General features: G+C 38.0%; 17 protein-coding genes. 15 read left to right on the top strand and 2 right to left on the bottom strand.

Features of this window, described 5'->3' with window-relative positions; translation table 11 throughout:
• Positions 1-24: 24 nt before the first annotated feature.
• Positions 25-1,338: an NCS2 family permease gene (locus tag PK1910_RS03385; protein WP_072210716.1), complete on the top strand. Its 1,314-nt coding sequence runs from the start codon at positions 25-27 to the stop codon at positions 1,336-1,338.
• 13 nt (positions 1,339-1,351) lie between these two features.
• Entirely contained in the window at positions 1,352-3,025 is a 1,674-nt protein-coding gene (ade, locus tag PK1910_RS03380; protein WP_058948478.1) for an adenine deaminase, read from the top strand.
• A 115-nt stretch (positions 3,026-3,140) separates the two neighbouring features.
• Here ade and PK1910_RS03375 read toward each other — a convergent pair whose 3' ends face one another.
• Positions 3,141-5,345 carry an RNA ligase gene (locus tag PK1910_RS03375; RefSeq protein ID WP_058948479.1) on the bottom strand — a complete coding sequence of 735 codons (2,205 nt, stop codon included), beginning with the start codon at positions 5,343-5,345 and terminating at the stop codon, positions 3,141-3,143.
• A gap of 145 nt (positions 5,346-5,490) precedes the next feature.
• Complete coding sequence (rpsT, locus tag PK1910_RS03370) at positions 5,491-5,751, bottom strand: 30S ribosomal protein S20 (protein WP_004692998.1); 261 nt, start codon at positions 5,749-5,751, stop codon at positions 5,491-5,493.
• A gap of 267 nt (positions 5,752-6,018) precedes the next feature.
• On the opposite strand from rpsT, the gene polA reads away from it, so the two are divergent.
• From polA to PK1910_RS03305, 13 genes are all read left to right on the top strand, one after another.
• Positions 6,019-8,640 carry a DNA polymerase I gene (polA, locus tag PK1910_RS03365; RefSeq protein ID WP_058948480.1) on the top strand — a complete coding sequence of 874 codons (2,622 nt, stop codon included), beginning with the start codon at positions 6,019-6,021 and terminating at the stop codon, positions 8,638-8,640.
• Positions 8,641-8,669: 29 nt separating this feature from the next.
• Positions 8,670-9,272 carry a dephospho-CoA kinase gene (gene coaE / locus PK1910_RS03360; protein ID WP_058948481.1) on the top strand — a complete coding sequence of 201 codons (603 nt, stop codon included), beginning with the start codon at positions 8,670-8,672 and terminating at the stop codon, positions 9,270-9,272.
• Between the two features lie 161 nt (positions 9,273-9,433).
• The gene (locus tag PK1910_RS03355) at positions 9,434-9,988 is read left to right on the top strand and encodes a lytic transglycosylase domain-containing protein (RefSeq protein WP_004693001.1); all 555 of its coding nucleotides are present in this window, start codon (positions 9,434-9,436) and stop codon (positions 9,986-9,988) included.
• Positions 9,972-10,667, top strand: coding sequence for a hypothetical protein (locus PK1910_RS03350; RefSeq protein ID WP_058948482.1), 696 nt, complete (start codon positions 9,972-9,974; stop codon positions 10,665-10,667). The genes PK1910_RS03355 and PK1910_RS03350 overlap by 17 nt, the downstream gene beginning before the upstream one ends.
• A gap of 262 nt (positions 10,668-10,929) precedes the next feature.
• Positions 10,930-11,388 carry a ribosome maturation factor RimP gene (locus tag PK1910_RS03345; RefSeq protein WP_004693003.1) on the top strand — a complete coding sequence of 153 codons (459 nt, stop codon included), beginning with the start codon at positions 10,930-10,932 and terminating at the stop codon, positions 11,386-11,388.
• 17 nt (positions 11,389-11,405) lie between these two features.
• On the top strand, positions 11,406-12,482 hold the full coding sequence (nusA, locus tag PK1910_RS03340) for a transcription termination factor NusA (protein WP_004693004.1): 1,077 nt from the start codon (positions 11,406-11,408) through the stop codon (positions 12,480-12,482).
• Between the two features lie 2 nt (positions 12,483-12,484).
• Positions 12,485-12,754, top strand: a complete 270-nt coding sequence (rnpM, locus tag PK1910_RS03335) for an RNase P modulator RnpM (RefSeq protein ID WP_004693005.1) — start codon at positions 12,485-12,487, stop codon at positions 12,752-12,754.
• Between the two features lie 12 nt (positions 12,755-12,766).
• On the top strand, positions 12,767-13,072 hold the full coding sequence (locus PK1910_RS03330; protein WP_004693007.1) for a L7Ae/L30e/S12e/Gadd45 family ribosomal protein: 306 nt from the start codon (positions 12,767-12,769) through the stop codon (positions 13,070-13,072).
• Positions 13,073-13,087: 15 nt separating this feature from the next.
• Positions 13,088-15,550, top strand: a complete 2,463-nt coding sequence (infB, locus tag PK1910_RS03325; protein WP_004693008.1) for a translation initiation factor IF-2 — start codon at positions 13,088-13,090, stop codon at positions 15,548-15,550.
• 9 nt (positions 15,551-15,559) lie between these two features.
• Positions 15,560-15,916, top strand: coding sequence for a 30S ribosome-binding factor RbfA (rbfA, locus tag PK1910_RS03320; protein WP_004693011.1), 357 nt, complete (start codon positions 15,560-15,562; stop codon positions 15,914-15,916).
• Between the two features lie 17 nt (positions 15,917-15,933).
• The gene (locus PK1910_RS03315; RefSeq protein ID WP_058948484.1) at positions 15,934-16,875 is read left to right on the top strand and encodes a DHH family phosphoesterase; all 942 of its coding nucleotides are present in this window, start codon (positions 15,934-15,936) and stop codon (positions 16,873-16,875) included.
• A 2-nt stretch (positions 16,876-16,877) separates the two neighbouring features.
• Positions 16,878-17,819, top strand: a complete 942-nt coding sequence (locus PK1910_RS03310) for a tRNA pseudouridine synthase B (RefSeq protein ID WP_004693015.1) — start codon at positions 16,878-16,880, stop codon at positions 17,817-17,819.
• 2 nt (positions 17,820-17,821) lie between these two features.
• A complete protein-coding gene (locus tag PK1910_RS03305) occupies positions 17,822-18,754 on the top strand; it encodes a bifunctional riboflavin kinase/FAD synthetase (RefSeq protein WP_004693017.1) in 933 nt (310 codons plus the stop codon).
• The last annotated feature ends 9 nt before the right edge of the window (positions 18,755-18,763 follow it).

Genomic DNA, 18,763 nt, shown 5'->3' with positions numbered 1-18,763 from the left:
GTAAGTACGAGAGGAGGAATTATTATGAGAGAACAAGTTCAAGGTAGTGTATGGGACAAAGTATTCAAAATATCAGAACGAGGCTCATCCGTATCGAGAGAGTTATTTGCGGGGGCCACTACATTTCTTTGCGTTTCTTATGTATTAGCTGTAAATCCTGCTATTCTTGGCGCTGCCGGTATGGATGTAGGCGCCGTATTCACGGCAACGGCTGTTAGTGCTATCATTATGACATTATTGCTAGCTTTGTATAGCAATATGCCATTCGCCGGCTTATCCGGTATGGGTATCAATGCATTTTTTGCTTACACTATTGTGGTCCAAATGGGACATAGCTTTGCCTTTGCGTTAACGGCTCAATTAATCGCAGGTTTAGCATTTTTACTAATCGCAGTTACACCGTTAAAAGAATATCTGTTTAATGCCATACCTCATACAATTAAATTGGCTGTAACAGCGGGTATCGGCTTGTTTATCGCTCTCATTGGTCTTAGTAGTGCTGGGCTTATTGTCAGCAATCCTGCTACTATTGTGAGCATTGGGGACTTACAGGCACCATCTAGCTTGATATCCATTTTGGGAATCATATTAATCGCCGTTTTTATGGGACGCAATGTAAAAGGAGGAATATTTCTAGCCGTTATCATTGCTGCGGTTGTTGGGTTCTTCTGTGGAATTACAAAGTTGCCGTCGACGATATTTTCTATGCCACCATCGTTGGCACCGATTTGGTTTCATTATGATATGAGCGAACTTTTATCTGTAGATATGGTATTTGTGGCCTTTACGTTCTTGTTCGTTAATTTATTTAATGTAGTGGGCGTATTGATTGGTCTTACGAATCAAGCCGAAGTGCCTCAAGATAAACAGTTGGGTGTACAAAGCTCTTGTATGAAAGTATCTGCATTAGGCACTATCATAGGTAGCGCACTAGGTACATCTCCTCATATCGTAGCTGTTGAATCGGCAGCGGGTATCGCAGAGGGCGGCCGCACGGGCTTGACTGCTTTAACTATTGCGGGACTCTTTATAGCATCTTTATTCCTGGCACCGTTACTCATGGTTATTCCTGTGGCGGCTACAGCGCCGGTACTCATCGTGGTAGGTCTATTTATGATGGCATCCGTTAAGGACATCGATTTCGGTGATATTTCGGAAGGACTACCGGCATTTTTGACCATTATCATGATGCCATTTGCTTACTCCATAGGTGTGGGGATCGAATGGGGTCTCATCAGTTATGTATTGATTAAGGTTTTGACTGGAAAATATCGAGATGTTTCCGGTGTCATGTATTTCTTGGCGCTCATTTTCATTTTGAAAGAAACCTATATGTAAGGAGGATCCTTATATGATACAATTTAATGCAAAAATTTCTCGACAAGCACAGGGGTTGGATAAGGCTCCTGTCGTATTGAAGGGGGCATCTGTTTTAAATGTATTCACCGATGAATGGGTAAAAGCGGATATTGCGATTCATGATGACACGATTATAGGTGTAGGAACATATACAGGTGAAACAGAATATGATTACAGCGGTAAATATATTGTGCCCGGATTTATAGACAGCCATCTCCATCTGGAATCCACCTTGGTGAATCCGAAAGAACTCGTATTTGAGGCCTCTCAAGTGGGAACGTTAGGATTTATTGTAGACCCTCATGAAGCCGGTAATGTAGCGGGTATTGCCGGTGTTGAGTACATGATCAATGAAACTGCGTCGGCTCAAGGTGATGTATATGTTATGGCTCCATCCTGTGTGCCTGCTGTACCAGGTGAAGATAATGGCGCTATTTTAGATGGCGATATGTTACATAAGCTACAAGCTAATCTACGTATCTTAGGATTAGGTGAAGTCATGGACTGTTATAGTGTTATCAATAGTGATCCTTACATGATGAAAAAGTTAGATTACTTTAAAGATACAATTATGGATGGACATATTATTGGACTTTCACCAGAGCAAATAGCAAGCTATCGTTTGGCAGGCATTACTACAAATCACGAATGTATTTCCTACGAAGAAGCAAAAGAGCAAGTTAAAAATGGGATTTATGTATGGATTCGTGAGGGCAGTGCGGCTCATAATCTAGACTCCATTGTGAAAGGGCTTGTAGAAGAGCAAGGAAATACGGAGCGTTATGGTTTCTGTACAGATGATAAGCATATTGAGGATATTCGTTCAGAAGGCCATATTAGCTATAATATTCGTCGTTCGATTGAATTGGGACTGACACCAATCCAAGCTTATAAAATGGCCTCCACTCATCCGGCAGCATGTTACGGATTAAAAGATTTAGGTGCTATTGCTCCCGGCTATAGTGCTAATCTTGTAATCCTCAATGATGAGCAACGCGTAGATATTCACGAAGTGTTTTATAAAGGAAAGCCGATTGAACGCGTTCTTATGAGAGAAGAGAAGGTTGTACCATCTGAATTACTCCATACGATTAATATAGGTACTTTCACAAAGGAAAAATTAGATGTTTCTATTGAAGGTCCACAAGCGATTATTAATATCGTACCTGGGCAAATAGTTACACAAAAAACTGTTGAAGAGGTTCCTGTTGAAAATGGACTGTTCAAGCCTAATGCTGAGTACAATAAAATTACTTGTATCGAGCGGTATAAAGCATCTGGTAGAAATGGTGTCGGTATTTTGAAAGGCTTCAATTTAAAAAATGGTGCTATTGCGTCATCCTTTGCACATGATTCACATAATCTGATTGTTGTTGGCGACAACGATGCAGATATGATGGTTGCTATTGAGCGTATTCGCGAAATTGGCGGCGGATATGTCATTGCTAGTGAAGGCAAAGTAGTAGAGGAACTAGCTCTTGAAGTAATGGGCTTAATCACAAATCGACCTCACGAAGAAGTAGATGCAAAAGTGGCTAAGATGAAAGATATTGCTTACGGTATGGGCGTGCCGAAAGGCCTAGATCCTTTTATTAATTTGAGTTTCCTTGCATTAACTGTAATTCCAGAAATTAGAATTACTACTACAGGTGTGATGGAGTTCTAGTGTTAAGTTTAATGAAAAGCTAATATAAAAAGGGGCTGTAACAGAATGTGGTTTTACTACATTCTAGTTGCAGTCCCTTTTGCTTTTATCCTTAAAACAGGATGAGTTTATTTAATTATAGCAAGCCTTGATTTTCCATCATATCTTTAATATCAAGTATGGTAGACTTACATACCACATCATAATCTAATGAACCAAGGAAGTCTGCAAATTTAGTGTCATCTTCATTTTTACAGTTTCCATATGGAATTTTACCAAATTTTTGATATGGCTCTAGAATGCGATTTCGTCTGTGCTTCCACGTATTATAATAAGGACCTTTGAATTTAGTCATAAAACCATTGCTATCGACTAATACAAAGCCTTCAGATTTATGGAATGAATTTAGCTCCTCATTTATAATGCCTTGGAGCTCCTCCATGGTAGAAACTTGTTGAACTGTTTTAACAATGGAAATCAAGTCAGTGTCATATTTTTGTAAAATTGTATAAAGTTCAGTTAATTTTTCTCTAGAGAATGGGACATCTATATGCTTACCATTTACGTCTAGCGTATTTTGAATTAAATCGAGTACATAGAGATGGTCTTGGTCGTATTTAATGATATGAGTATCCTCTTGGCTAATGACTTCAAATATTATAGAACAATTATTACGTGCTAATAAATCTTTGATTTCTGTTTGTAAGCCTTCAGGCAATCTATGGAATAGGTTTTTAAATAAATCCACATGTATGCTCTCTGTTGTAGATTTAGAGGCAAATACGAATTCTTCGTTGATAACGCCAAGAATGGCAAGGTAACCATTTTCTTTAGTTCGAATTTCGACTGGGAAAGAGAGGGTATTAGCTAAATTATCTAACTCTGTTTCTGGGCGTTCACCAAGATTAAAGAATTTATTATAACTACGTAATTTCACATCTCCTGTAATTCGATCCACAAATAATCCACGAGCTTGTATTGTACTTTCATTCCATAATCGTTTATGAAATACACGAGAGGTAAAGTTCAAGGAATATAGGTTGGGGGAACACTGTTTTACTTTTACTAATTTTGAATTGCCAATAATATTAATATCTTCGTTCTGTGTGAAGATGATGTGTTGTGTCATATTTTGGAATTCATGGCGCATATAATCTTTATCATATACATCGTTTTTTATTCCATTTTTTATGAAAGTATTTGCTGTAATATCGATGTATTTTAGCTCTCCACCAAACTCAACTTCTCCTTCTAAACAGAAGGAGTACTTTCCATCTGGAACGCCACGATGACCGTGAATTTGAATGAAGTCCTGACACATGCCTTGTTCGTAATTAGTATCGTAAATATTAGCGATATTTGTTTCGTAAGCTCCAAAACCATTAATAAATGTTGAGGTGGCTATGAAGGTCATATTAGGCACATAGGAGAGGCCACCATGGGAAACTAAATATTTTTTGCCATGGAAGCTGAATGGATAACATTGACGAAGTGATTTATAAAAGAGTCGTAGTTCTCGTTGGAGTGATTCTACTTCTTTTTTCGTCATATCTTTTACGATAGGTGCTACCACATCTTTCATAAAGCGTTTGGAACGATCTAAATTTGTATGGAATGCAAAGTTTGCAATATGTCGCTCGTGATTACCTTCTAACATAATTGTATTAGGTAATGTGCTGAGACGCATCATTTCGTACATCATTTCTTTGTTTTCAATACCGCGTTCTAAATAGTCACCGCAGAAGATGTATAATGTCTTTTCATCCCATGGTGTAATAGCTTGTTGTAATGCGGTGTAGCAACCGTGAATATCACCGATAATACGTACTCGATTATATTTATTTGTTAGATTAGCCGTGAAGTAATTGTTAATTTCATCAATAGAGTTAATTCTTTTGCAAAAGTTTGGTAATGTGCTTGTTTTAATCGTTTTGTACATATAATGAATAACTTGCTCTGGCACACGTTTGTAATCGGTGCGTGCCGCATTACGGGCCAAGCAATCCTCTAAGGATGTATTAGGTTCATAGTAATATACAGTATATTTATATTTGTTAAGCAATTCTTTGTAAGCATTAATAGCTTTAGAGGTAGTGTGAGTAGCATCTAAGACAACAAAGTCGCCATTGCTCATTCGTTTTTCTAAACAATCTAGTAGGAGCTTCCATGTTGGACCATTATCCTCTTGTGAAATATACCAGCCGTTCTCACCAAGGGAAGGGCTACGTAAAAGCATACGGAAATGATCGGCTTCAAGGGTGTAAGCCTCAAGATTGTTGTCACGAATCCACTGAGACTTACCACTAGCAGGAGCACCACGCATTAATAATAGTGTTCTCATAGTAATAGTCCTCTAATCTGCCCATAGGGCGTAATAAAATATAACTGTATAACAAACGAAAAATTTTTTTATGACTAAATAGAAAAAAGGCATAAAAAAACAGTCTCAACGGATAACCGAGAGACTGTCTTGCTTGCTTTTAAAATTATAAAGCGTTTACTTTAGCTGCAAGGTTAGATTTTTTGCGAGCTGCAGTGTTTTTATGAAGTACACCTTTGGAGGCTGCTTTATCAATTACGCTAGTAGCATGAACAAGTGCTTGTTTTGCTTCTTCTACTGCGCCTGCTTGAACAGCTTCAACGGTTTTACGAGCTGCTGTACGAATTTGAGATTTTACAGCGGCATTTTTCGCACGACGTTCAGCATCCGTTTTTACGCTTCTAATACTGGATTTAATATTTGGCAATTGAGTCACCTCCTTAAAAATCGTTTCTTATACCTGAATGATTATATCATACCAAATATTGATACGCAAGGACTTTTCAGCCCAATATTTTCCTTAATGACATGATTTGTAAAACATTTTCTACTGTTTATTAACAAAAGTATATATGTGGTTTTTAAAATCAAATTACTTACTCATTTTCTAGTGTAACAATATATTAATTTTTATTTATGAAAGTTAAAAGGGTCCTTATGTTATAATGAAGAATAGAATTAAGTGAGGTGTCTTATGAAAAAATTAATGATTATAGATGGCAGCAGTTTGTTATTTCGTGCATTTTTTGCATTACCACCGTTGAAATCCGCTCTGGGAACGCCAACGAATGCAGTATATGGTTTCTTAACAATGCTCATTAAATTGTATGAAGAGATTAATCCTGACTATATTGCCGTAGCTTTTGATAAAGGGCGTCAAACATTCCGAACAGAAATGTATAGCGAGTATAAAGGAAATCGTCCAGATGCACCTGAGGATTTACGTCCGCAGTTTAGTTTAATTCAAGATGTATTAAAAGCATTAGGCATTTGTGTCATCGAAGAAGAAGGTTTTGAAGGGGATGATATTCTCGGATCTTTAAGCAAGAAGTTTGGAGCCCCTGATATGGCTGTTCAAATTATTACAGGAGACCGCGATAATTTACAGCTTGTAACAGAACATAGCCATGTGTTCTTAACTAAAAAAGGTATTTCTGATATGTTAGAGGTTACTCTAGATAATATGGAAGAACTTTATGGCTATGGTCCTGATAAGGTTATCGAAATGAAGGCTCTTATGGGTGACTCTTCCGATAATATTCCAGGTGTACCAGGCGTAGGTGAGAAAACAGCGCTTAAATTAATTACCGAATACGGCAATCTTGAATCTGTATATGATCATATTGAAGATATTTCTGGTAAGAAATTAAAAGAGCGCCTTGTAGAGAATAAAGAGTTAGCCTTCTTGTCTCGTGAGTTGGCTACAATAAAAACAGACATGGAGTTATCTTATAAAGTAGAAGATTTTGTACAAAACTTTCATGCCTCTGAAGTACAACCGTTATTTGAAACTTTAGGTTTTACTAAATTAACACCTCGCATTGCACAAGTAATGGGGTGTGAGGAAGTAGCTCTTGGTGATCCAGGTTCTTTATTTGCACAACAAGAAGAGATTTCTTTAGATGATTTAGCGGATGCTAAATCATTAACCGCTGATTTTTATAAAGATAAAACGGTAGCAGTACATGTTATATTAGATGGTAAAACTCCATTTAGAACGGTAACGAATGCTTATCTATCTAATGGAGATACTATTGTAAAAACAGACGATACTAAAGCTGTTTTAGCTGTATTACAAGGTGCCAAAGCCATCGTTACAACTCAGACCAAGGAGATTATCGAAGCCTTTGGTGCAGATGTGCCCGCTGAAATTTCTTTATTTAATGCTGATAAAACTGCTCGCGTTTACGATATGTCGCTCATTGCGTATTTATTAGATCCTACACGTACTAATTATGGATATCTATATCTAACTGAGCGTTTCTCTGTACCTAGCATTGCTAGCGGTAGTGTAGACGTAGAATGCGTGTCCATGGTGAAAGCATTACTCGCTATGAATGAAGTTGCCTGTGAGTCTGCGCGCCGTGAAGAGTTATGGTCTTTATATGAGACAATTGAGTTACCTTTGATTCATACCTTAGTTGTGATGGAGAAAAATGGTATCTATATCGATACAGAGAAGTTGGCGGAAACAACGGCTCGCTTTAAAGAGGAACTAGCTCAAGTACAAGAAGAGATTTATGAACTAGCCGGAGAAACTTTCAATATTAATTCACCTAAACAATTGGGTGTAATCTTGTTTGAAAAGTTGAATCTGCCAATCATCAAGAAAACTAAGACTGGCTATTCTACAGATGCGGAAGTATTGGATATGCTTCGTCATGAAAGTCCGATTGTTGAAAAAATCTTGGCATACCGTTCTGTTGCTAAATTGGTATCTACCTATTGTGAAGGATTGGCAGTTCTTATCAATGATAAGACACATCGTATTCATACAACTTTCAATCAAATGGTTACAGCTACAGGTCGTTTGAGCTCATCTGATCCGAACTTGCAAAATATTCCGGTTCGCACCGAAAAAGGCCGTGAAATTCGCGCTTTATTTTATCCAGGTACTGGATATGATACATTGGTGAGTGCCGATTACTCTCAAATTGAGTTGCGCATCTTAGCTCATTTGTCTGGCGACGAAGCGTTGATTAAAGCCTTTGTGGAAGGTAAGGATATTCACCGATTTACGGCGGCAGAGGTGCTTGGTAAATCTCAAGATGAGGTAACTAGCGAAGAACGTTCCCATGCGAAGGCTATTAACTTCGGTATTATCTACGGCATTTCTGACTTTGGTTTATCTCGTGACCTTGGTATTACACGAGGTGAAGCTAAAAACTATATTGATCTTTATTTTAGCCGTTATCCTAAGGTTAAAGAGTATATGGATCGAATGGTTCAAGAGGCTCATGAAACTGGCAAAGTTCGCACTATGTTTGGTCGTCAACGCGAGTTACCTGATATTAATAGTCGTAACTTTAACCGTCGTTCCTTTGCTGAGCGGACCGCAATGAATACGCCAATTCAAGGTACCGCCGCAGACATCATTAAGTTAGCTATGAACCAAGTAGAGCAAAAGTTAGAAGAACAAAACTTTACGTCTCGACTCTTATTACAAGTGCATGACGAACTAGTACTTGAAGTGGTGAACTCTGAATTAGAAGCTATAGAAGAGTTACTACGTAGTACAATGCAGTCTGTTGTAGAGTTACAAGTGCCTCTTATTGTAGACGTACACCATGCAGAAAACTGGGCATTAGTAAAGTAATATGTATTTATAATTAATAGAAGGTATATATGTTTAAAATTGGCTTAACTGGTGGCATTGCATCGGGCAAAAGTACAGTTCTTACATATTTTAAGGATAAAGGTATACCATATATCGATGCTGATATTGTGGCTCGTGAAGTTGTTGAACCTGGTACAAAGGGTTTAGAAGCAGTTGTAGATGCATTTGGAACCGATGTATTGCACGATGATAGGACATTAAACCGAGAAGCATTAGGAGCTATTGTCTTTCACAATGCAAAAAAGCGCCAACAATTGAATGGTTGTTTAAAGGAGCATATTCAAAATCGAATTATGGAACTTACAGCTCATTATGAGGAGCTACATACACCAGTTTTACTCTATGATATCCCCTTACTTATCGAGGGAGAATGGTATACCATGATGGACGAGGTGTGGCTCGTATATGTGAATGAGTCGACTCAAATTGAGCGCTTAATGAGCCGCAATGGATTGACTGAGGAGGAGGCATTGGCTCGTATTAATAGTCAAATGCGTCTTGAGGATAAACGGTCTTACGCGGATGTAATCATTGATAATAATGGTACACCTCTGGATTTAAAGGAACAATTAGATATCATTTGGAATGAGCGTATCGAATCAGTTTTATAAGAACTTCAATGATAGTCATTTTATGTGTCAAAATTGGTATATAAAAATTACTATTAAATGGTATAATAAGCCCATAAAACTTCGTATAATATTAACCTAGTATTTTGTTATATTTTATATCTTGGTGACTATGTATAGTTTCTATATAGAAAGGGGGATATATGAAACGTGCAACGGCAACAGCACTATCTTGTGTCGTACTAGGATGGTTTTATTTTACATATCTAGATGACCATTTGGCGCGTCAGATTGCGTATCCCTTTAACTATAAAGAGGAAGTTATAGCTGCAGCTGAGAAAGAGCAGGTACCTCCATCTTTGGTAGCTAGTGTTATCTTAGCAGAAAGCAAGTATAAAAACACAGCGGAGTCTGAAACGGGGGCTCTTGGATTGATGCAACTCATGCCAGATACGGCACGGTGGGTGGCACAGCAAGTGGGGCATGGTAACTATACAGATCGTCAACTTAAAGAGCCTACTATAAATATTGAGTTAGGTACATGGTATTTAGGTCACTTGTTAAAGGAATTTAATGGTGATCAGGTGTTAGCATTAGCTGCTTACAATGCTGGTCGTGGTCATGTGGAATCGTGGCTTCGTGAAAATAACTGGAATGGAATGGTCGATACGATTCCGTTTCCTGAGACCCGTAGCTATGTAAAGGCGGTCTTACAGTATCAAGAAAGATATGAGGCGTTATATGGAAACAATTATTGAAGCTTGTAAAGCCTTAGACTATTCTTGGTTACCTCAAACTGTTGACGGCTTTACGTTAGTTACATCTACTGAAAGTGACTATACAATATTAGCTAATCGTATTAGTGATGGTGAAGACGTATTAAAGGTACCTATTTTCCATTATCAAAATGAATTGGGGTGGCGTTGGTCTGCTTTATATGATAAAGAGGTAGAGGACTATACAGTACATATAGAGATGCCACTATTTTCGTTTGTAGACATTTCCTTTGTGCGAGCCGATTTAGAGTCTTTTTGGACAGGGCTACAAGAACGATGTGTAAAAGGGTTAACCAATATGTTAATAGAACCTGCTAATAATTTTACTTTTACTTATCGTCGCCGAGGGATTCCTGAATGGGACTTCTCACAAGTTATGCCTGAGGAGTTAGAAGGTTTTGTACGCGATATTGATCCAGCCCATGCGATTCGCATGATTAATGGGTCTTTTATCATCGGCGAATACCACAAGATGGATGAGTGTACAGGCTTACTATTGTATTATAATGAATTGCGTGATGAATACTTTGCGGAACTTCGCTATAAAAGCTATCCAGAAATCGACCATCATTTAGATGCAAAAAATCTAGATGATTTAGCAGTGCTATTGCGTGAGCATTTAGGTGCTATACTAAAAGGCTTGAATGAGCGCATTGATTAAAGTTTGGATAGATTTAACTATGCTATTTTTTGTCATTTTTTGTTTTTATAGAATGACTTATGTGGGATTGGTTTCTTTAATACCCATTCAAAAGCGTAGAATTTGTATATACACAGCAAATGTGATATACTATATATGACTTTTATATAATCTTTTAAAAGAGTGGGCTTATGTCCACTCTTTCATTTATGATTAGCTCAATTTTAGAGTATTTAGAATCAAGAGATATATACAAGATGTAGTAAGTAAGGAGGCGATGGCTATGAAAAGAGAAGCAGTGGAGGAGTTTGTATCCTCTGTAGTTGAAGGTATTATAGCCGGCACCGATATGGAACTCGTCGATGTAGACTATGTACGTGAACGGGATTGGTATTTACGTGTCTACCTTGATAAACCAGGTGGTGTAGATTTGGATGACTGTCAGTTGGTGAGCGAAAAATTAAGTGCTGTCCTCGACGAAAAGGATCCAATTACGGAAAATTATTTATTGGAGGTATCTTCTCCTGGCCTTGATCGAGTTCTAAAGAAAGATAAGGATTTAGTTCGGTATAATGGCCGTGATGTAGATATTCAGTTGTTTAAGCCTGTTAATGGCAGTAAACAATTTACTGGTGCATTACAAGGTTTTACGGACACATCTATCGACTTTACTATTAATGGTGAAAGCATAACATTTGAACGTTCTGCTATTGCACAAATTCGATTACATCTTGATTTTTAATATATGGAGGCATACGAGTGAGTCAAGAATTAATTCAAGCGGTAATGGTGCTTACAAAACAAAAAGGTTTTGCTCCTGAGGTTATTTTTGAATCCTTAGAGGCTGCATTACTGCAAGCATATCGCAAAGAACCAACATCTAATCCAGATGCGTACGTTGTGATTGACCGCGAAACAGGTGTTTATAAAGTAATGGCCAAAAAACAAGTTGTGGAAACTGTTGAATTGCCTGAAACAGAAATTAGCTTGTTGGATGCTCGCAAAAAAGATAAGCGTTTTGAGATTGGTGATGTAGTAGAAGTTGATGTAACTCCTGCTAACTTTGGTCGTAGTGCTGCCCATACTGCAAAACAAATGCTTATTCAACGTTTGAAAGAGGCTGAGCGCAGTGTAGTATATGAGGAATACTACAGTCGTGAAGGTGATATCATCACTGGTGTTATTACACGTGTCGAAGGTAAAAATGTGTTTATCGACCTTGGTAAAACAGAAGCAATTTTACCTCCAACAGAGCAAATTGCTACTGAAACATACCGTGAAGGGGATCGTATTAAATGCTATATCGTAGAGGTTAAGAAAACTACGAAAGGCCCTCAAATTATGATTTCTCGTACACATCCAGGTCTATTAAAACGTCTATTTGAATTAGAGGTTCCAGAAATCTTTGAAGGCGTAGTAGAGCTTAAGTCTGTAGCTCGTGAACCGGGGATGCGTTCTAAAATCGCCGTATATAGTCGTGATGAAAATATTGATCCTGTAGGTGCTTGCGTAGGTCCTAAAGGGCAACGTGTACAACATATTGTTGATGAATTACACGATGAAAAAATAGACATTGTTAAATGGGATGAAGATCCAGCAATTTATATTGCTAACTCCTTAAGCCCTGCGAAGGTTGTATCGGTAGATGTAAGCGAAGAAGAAAAAGCTTCTTATGTAGTCGTACCTGATTATCAATTATCTTTAGCTATTGGTAAGGCTGGTCAAAATGCTCGTTTAGCTGCTAAGTTGACTAACTGGAAAATTGATATTAAAAGCGAAACTCAAGCTGCTGAAGAACCTTTCACAGGTTTTGGCAATGCTGAGGATGGTGAATAGTCATGAAACCAAAATCCCAACCTATGCGTACTTGCGTAGGATGTGGTGAACCTAAGGCAAAACGAGAGTTGATTCGCGTAGCCTTGAGTCCAGACGGCAATATCACTATTGATCGCAGCGGTAAAGCACCAGGACGTGGAGCTTATTTATGTGAGTCTATGTCGTGTTTTGAGCAGGCTTATAAGGCAAAACGATTAGAACGATCATTAAAACATAGTGTATCTAAAGAGATATACGAAGCATTACAACGTGATTTACAAGAGAATGAGTAATCACTGATATACATGAATGAAGATAAAATTTTGAATCTCTTAGGCTTAGCACAACGAGCAGGAAAAGTTATTTCTGGTGATTTTATCGTAGAAAAAGCTATAAAGAGAAAGGAACCGAAATTGGTACTTCTCGCTGGTGACTGTGCAGCCAATAATGAAAAGAAATATACTCAATTAGCAGAAACCCATCACATTCCACTTCACAGTATTGCCAATAAAGAGGCTTTAGGAACGGCCATTGGTAAGGAAGTTAGGGTAGTAGTTGCCGTACTAGATGATGGATTTGCAAAGGCATTACTTAAAGAGATTGATCGATAATAAGGGGGTATGTAGATGTCCAAAAAGCGCGTTCATGAAATCGCCAAAGAGTTCGGCGTAGAAAGTAAGCAGGTCATTTCTATCTTGCAACAAAATAATATCAATGTTACGAAAGCAGTTAATTCTGTAGATGATTCAGGTTATGAAATTGTAAAAAAACAATTAGGTAAAAAATCTGAAGCTCCTAAAGTAGCACAAAAAATAGAAAAAAAGGTAGAACAAAAGTCTGCTCCTGCAGCTCATAAACAAGAAGTTGCGTCACATAAACAACATCCAAATCGTTCTAACGAACAGAAAAAAGATAAACATAAACAATCTGGTCAAAAACAAGACGATCAATCTAAACAAAAGGACCATAAAAAAGGCAATGTACGTCATGTACAAATCTCTGAGCCTACACGCAAATCCGATGGTAACCAACATGGTGGAGACCGCGCTAACAATCGCCCTAATAATACCCGCAATAATGATAACCGTAATAACGTTCGTTCTAATGATGCGCGTAATAATGATAATCGCAACAACGATAATCGTAATAACGACAACCGCAATAACGATAACCGCAATTCTAATAATGATCGCCGTAACAAGAAAAATAAAAAAGGTGGCAATAACCGCCCTCAATCCTTGTTATCTACATCTATGCAAAAAAAGAAGAATCGCGTAAAACATCGTAACGAGCAGTACTTACAGCAAAAAGCAGAAGCTGAACGTAAAGCTGAAGCAGCAATTGCTACAGAAATTGAATTGAGCGGTCCTTTAACTGTTAAAGAATTAGCTGAAAAAATGGGTCGTGAAGTATCTGAAATCATCAAGAAATTGATGCTTTTAGGTGTTATGGCCAGCATTAACCAAGAGGTTGATGTAGATACAGCTACTATTGTAGCTGAAGAGTTCGGTGTAACTGTAACTGAAGTAGAACCAGAAGAAGATCCTACAGATGTTATCGAAATTGAAGATGCACCAGAAACGTTAAAACCACGTCCTCCTGTAGTAACTATTATGGGTCACGTTGACCATGGTAAAACATCTTTGTTGGACGTAATTCGTCAAACTAATGTAACAGCTGGCGAAGCTGGTGGTATCACTCAACATATCGGTGCGTACCAAGTTCGCTACAAGGATAATAAAATCACATTCCTTGACACACCTGGTCATGAAGCGTTTACTGCTATGCGTTTACGTGGTGCAAAATCTACAGATATCGCAGTTCTCGTAGTAGCTGCTGACGATGGAGTAATGCCACAAACTATCGAGGCCATTAATCATGCGAAGTCTGCAGATGTACCTATTATTGTAGCCATCAACAAAATGGATAAACCAGGTGCTAACCCAGACCATGTTAAACAACAATTGTCTGAACATGGTCTTTTACCAGAAGAATGGGGCGGCGATGTCATCATGGTTCCTGTATCTGCTAAACAAAAACAAGGTATTGATGACTTACTTGAAAATATTTTGCTTGTAGCAGAGGTTATGGAATTGAAAGCGAACCCTAACCGTAAGGCATATGGCGTAGTTATCGAGGCTCAACTTGATAAAGGTCGTGGTGCTGTATGTACTGTCTTGGTACAAAAAGGTTCTCTTCGTGTAGGTGATACAGTACTTGCTGGTACTGCATACGGTAAAGTACGTGCCATGACAAATGAGCGCGGTGAAAAAGTAAAAGTTGCTCGTCCGTCTATGCCGGTAGAAATTTTGGGCTTCTCCGAAGTTCCACAAGCCGGTGAAATTATAAATGGTATGGATGACAACGAAGCACGTGCAATTGCTGAAAAACGTATTGCTAAGCAACGGGTTCAAGAATTGCAAGCTACACATAAAGTTACATTAGATGATATTTTCAACCAAATTCAACAAGGCGAGTTGAAGGATCTTAATATTATCATCAAAGCCGATGTTCAAGGTTCTGTAGAAGCATTGCGTCAATCTTTAGAAGGCATCAAAAACCCTGAGGTTCGTATTGTTATTGTTCATGCTGCAGTAGGTGCCATTAATGAATCGGATATCATGTTGGCATCTGCATCTAATGCGATTGTAATGGGCTTTAATGTACGCCCTGATGCTAATGTTCGACGTGCAGCGGAACAAGAAAAGGTTGACTTGCGTACATATCGTGTAATTTATGATGCTATCAATGACGTTGAATCTGCTATGCGCGGTATGTTGGCGCCTCAATTTAAAGAGGTTGTCGTAGGTCGTGCAGAAGTGCGTCAGGTTATTTCCACACCAAAGGCTATTGTAGCTGGCTCTTATGTAACAGAAGGTCGTATTACTAACGACTCTGAAGTTCGTTTAATTCGTGACGGCATCGTTGTATTTGAAGGTAAGGTTGATTCTTTACGTCGATTTAAAGATGAAGTTAAGGAAGTTAAAACATCCTTTGAATGTGGTATCTCCTTAGAAGGATACCGCGACATCAAGGAAGGCGACGTTATTGAAGCTTACTTGATGGAAGAAATTGCACCTCAATTATAGGAGGTTTATATGAGTGATGTTCGTGTCAGAAAATTACAAGAATTTATCAAACAAGAGGTAAGTCAAATGTTGATGCGCGGATTGAAAGATCCGCGTATCGGCTTCACTACTATTACCGATGTTCATGTAACAGGTGATTTACGTGAAGCTACGATTTATGTCTCCTTGTTTGGTTCCGATAAGGAAAAAGAAGATACCCTTATCGCATTAAAGCATGCAGCAGGTCATATTCGTACAGAGCTTGGTAAAGTACTTAAATTACGCCATATTCCTTCCATCACCTTTGATAAGGATACGTCTTTAGACTATAGCATGCATATTGAATCCCTTTTGAATGAAATCAAAAAGGATGAAGAAATAAATTAACAAAAAGGATACAGAACATGAGTAAGATTACTATTAATCAATTACATATGGCTCTGTGTGAAGCTAATTCTATTATGCTAACCGTCCATATTAGACCTGATGGTGATGCTATTGGGTCCATGGTAGCCTTTTACGAAGCCCTTGTAGGACAAGGTAAAACTGTATATATGGTAGTGGATGATGTAGTTCCTGAGAAGTACACATTCTTACGATATACGGACCACATTCATGATGTAGCGTATTTTGAAACTAATCCAGTTGATATTGATATGCTTATGGTTTTGGATGCTAGCACGTATGAGCGAATTGGCAAAGTAGGTGCACTTTGGAGTGCACCTATTTTTAATATAGATCACCATATTTCTAATACAGAATTCGCGGACCATCTATATTTAAAGCCTGACTTTGCTGCTACTGGTGAAATTGTTACCGACTTATGTACAAAATGGAATTGGCCTATCACTGAATCTATGGGTACTGCATTATATATGGCGATTGCTACAGATTGTGGTTTCTTTAAATTTAGCAATACTACAGCAAATACTCTTGAGATGGCTGCCAAATGTGTAGCTGCAGGGGCTAGACCAAATGTTATTTCTGAAACCATAGAAGTCGTATCTGCCAGTCGTTTAGAATTAACAAAACAAGTTATGCAAACTATCGAGTTTTACAAGAATGATACGATTGCTACCATCGAGTTGAATCGTGAGGCTATGACTATTCTTGGCGATGATACAGATGGTTTTGTAGATATTATTAGAAATGTTGATACTGTAGACGTGGCAATTTTATTAAAAGCAGAAGCTGATGATATAACACGTGTAAGTTTACGTTCCAAAGGTATTGATGTGAACGTTGTAGCAAGCCATTTTGGTGGTGGTGGTCATATTCGTGCTGCAGGTTGCACTATTAATCTACCATTAGAAGAGGCAAAACAAGCTCTCATTGAGGTAATTTAATAATGGATGGGATATTACCATTTTTAAAACCACCTGGCATTACAAGCCATGATGCCGTTGCTATTTGTCGTCGTATTCTAAAGGAAAAGCGCATTGGTCATAGCGGTACATTGGATCCTATGGCTTATGGTGTATTGCCTGTGTTTCTTGGTAAGGCTACGCGCCTTATAGAATACACGGATGAATTTGATAAAACCTATGTAGCAGAATGTAAATTGGGTACTTTTACAGATACTGAAGATAGCTCAGGACAACCTGTATTGCCAGATAATGATATGCTATTGCGAGATGGTATTGTATTGAATCGAGCTATTCAATCTACAGAAATCTCGACAACGATGGTTAAACCAGGCTTTGAAGAATTGGTTAGTATTTTGAGAAAATTTGCTGGCGTTCAGGACCAAAGGCCGTCTAAGTATTCTGCCATTAAAGTAAATGGTATTCGAGCTTATGAATATGCTCGTAAAGGTATTCCTGTAGAGCTACCATTACGTCAAATTCATATTAAAAATATTGAGCTCATTGCTTATGGATTCCCTTTTTTCACGGTTCGTGTGACATGCTCAGGGGGGACTTATATTCGCTCGTTATTACGCGATATTTGTATTGCTTTAGGTATTCCTGGCGCTATGACTTCTTTGGCACGTACTCAAGTAGGCCCTTTTGATATCGGCTCTGCTAAGATGGCCGAAGAATTGATGCTACATGGTGAAAGTCTGTTGTTGCCAACAGATACGGCTGTTTCTCATCTTTCAAAAGTAACTGTAAATAGTGTACAATTAAGAATGATGATAGAAGGCAAGCAGTTACCGATTGGTAAAGAATTTGCTTTCACAGAAATAGGTCAGCTCTATAGAGCTTATGGACCGAATGGTTTTATTGGTATTATGAAACGAAACAACCACACATTAAAAGTGGAAAAAAATATTTTTATTGAAGGATAAGTATGAAGCAACTACATTCGTTTGATGAACTACGTCAAATCAAAGATACAAAAGTATATGCCCTTGGTACCTTTGATGGCATTCATCGAGGTCATCAACGAGTTATACATAAGGCTGTTGAAGAGGCTATATCAGTCGATGGGGTTAGTATCATCATTACCTTCGAGCATCATCCATTGACTATATTACATCCAGAACGAGTACCTAAACGAGTGATTCAAGAAGAGATTATGGATACTGTGCTAGAAGAACTCAAAGTTGACTATATTTTGCGGTTACCTATGACTGAAGCATTATTAAAAATGACTGCAGATGAATTCTTACATGAACTCTGCAATGATATGAATGTGGAAGCTATTGTAATCGGTGAGAACTTTACATTTGGTGCAAAGGGGCTTGGTAATCCAGAATATATGAAACAAGTGGTAGCGGATAAGAATATACGAGTTCTTGTACAGCCTTTATTACCTTGTGATGGTAGTAGTACACCTATTTCTAGTACAGAAATTAGAAAAGCTATTCATGAAGGGCATTTGGAGGATGCAAATCATTGGCTAGGTAGGCCATTCCAGTTTAAAGGAACTGTGATTAAAGGTGATCAACGGGGACGCACATTAGGATTTCCTACATTAAATCTATTACTTCCTAATGAAATGGCTACACCTCCAGACGGAGTCTATGCTAATCGTGTATGTATTGATGGTATTTGGTATGATGGGGTAGGCAATATTGGAGATAATCCAACCTTTAGAAATCAGTACCATAGATGTGAAGTACACGTTTTTAACTTTGACCAAGATATATATGGAAAAGAAGTAATTGTACAGTTCATTTCTTATATTAGAGGGGAAGTTAAATTTAATAATTTACAAGATCTTATCGATCAAATGAAGGTAGATGAAGAACAGGCTCTAGCTATTTTGGCTAATGCATAAAAGGGGGTT

This window comes from Veillonella parvula (genome assembly GCF_036456085.1).
Classification (GTDB): Bacteria; Bacillota; Negativicutes; order Veillonellales; family Veillonellaceae; genus Veillonella; species Veillonella parvula_E.
The sequence above is the reverse complement of the archived record's forward strand: the minus strand, read 5'-3'. Positions and strand labels throughout refer to the sequence as shown.

What these genes read in the sequence shown, in the direction of transcription:
- PK1910_RS03385 (WP_072210716.1), top strand. Translation starts at nt 25, where the DNA reads ATGAGAGAACAAGTTCAAGGTAGTGTATGGGACAAAGTATTCAAAATA.
- ade (WP_058948478.1), top strand. Translation starts at nt 1,352, where the DNA reads ATGATACAATTTAATGCAAAAATTTCTCGACAAGCACAGGGGTTGGAT.
- PK1910_RS03375 (WP_058948479.1), bottom strand. Translation starts at nt 5,345, where the DNA reads ATGAGAACACTATTATTAATGCGTGGTGCTCCTGCTAGTGGTAAGTCT.
- polA (WP_058948480.1), top strand. Translation starts at nt 6,019, where the DNA reads ATGAAAAAATTAATGATTATAGATGGCAGCAGTTTGTTATTTCGTGCA.
- coaE (WP_058948481.1), top strand. Translation starts at nt 8,670, where the DNA reads ATGTTTAAAATTGGCTTAACTGGTGGCATTGCATCGGGCAAAAGTACA.
- PK1910_RS03355 (WP_004693001.1), top strand. Translation starts at nt 9,434, where the DNA reads ATGAAACGTGCAACGGCAACAGCACTATCTTGTGTCGTACTAGGATGG.
- PK1910_RS03350 (WP_058948482.1), top strand. Translation starts at nt 9,972, where the DNA reads ATGGAAACAATTATTGAAGCTTGTAAAGCCTTAGACTATTCTTGGTTA.
- PK1910_RS03345 (WP_004693003.1), top strand. Translation starts at nt 10,930, where the DNA reads ATGAAAAGAGAAGCAGTGGAGGAGTTTGTATCCTCTGTAGTTGAAGGT.
- rnpM (WP_004693005.1), top strand. Translation starts at nt 12,485, where the DNA reads ATGAAACCAAAATCCCAACCTATGCGTACTTGCGTAGGATGTGGTGAA.
- PK1910_RS03330 (WP_004693007.1), top strand. Translation starts at nt 12,767, where the DNA reads ATGAATGAAGATAAAATTTTGAATCTCTTAGGCTTAGCACAACGAGCA.
- infB (WP_004693008.1), top strand. Translation starts at nt 13,088, where the DNA reads ATGTCCAAAAAGCGCGTTCATGAAATCGCCAAAGAGTTCGGCGTAGAA.
- rbfA (WP_004693011.1), top strand. Translation starts at nt 15,560, where the DNA reads ATGAGTGATGTTCGTGTCAGAAAATTACAAGAATTTATCAAACAAGAG.
- PK1910_RS03315 (WP_058948484.1), top strand. Translation starts at nt 15,934, where the DNA reads ATGAGTAAGATTACTATTAATCAATTACATATGGCTCTGTGTGAAGCT.
- PK1910_RS03310 (WP_004693015.1), top strand. Translation starts at nt 16,878, where the DNA reads ATGGATGGGATATTACCATTTTTAAAACCACCTGGCATTACAAGCCAT.
- PK1910_RS03305 (WP_004693017.1), top strand. Translation starts at nt 17,822, where the DNA reads ATGAAGCAACTACATTCGTTTGATGAACTACGTCAAATCAAAGATACA.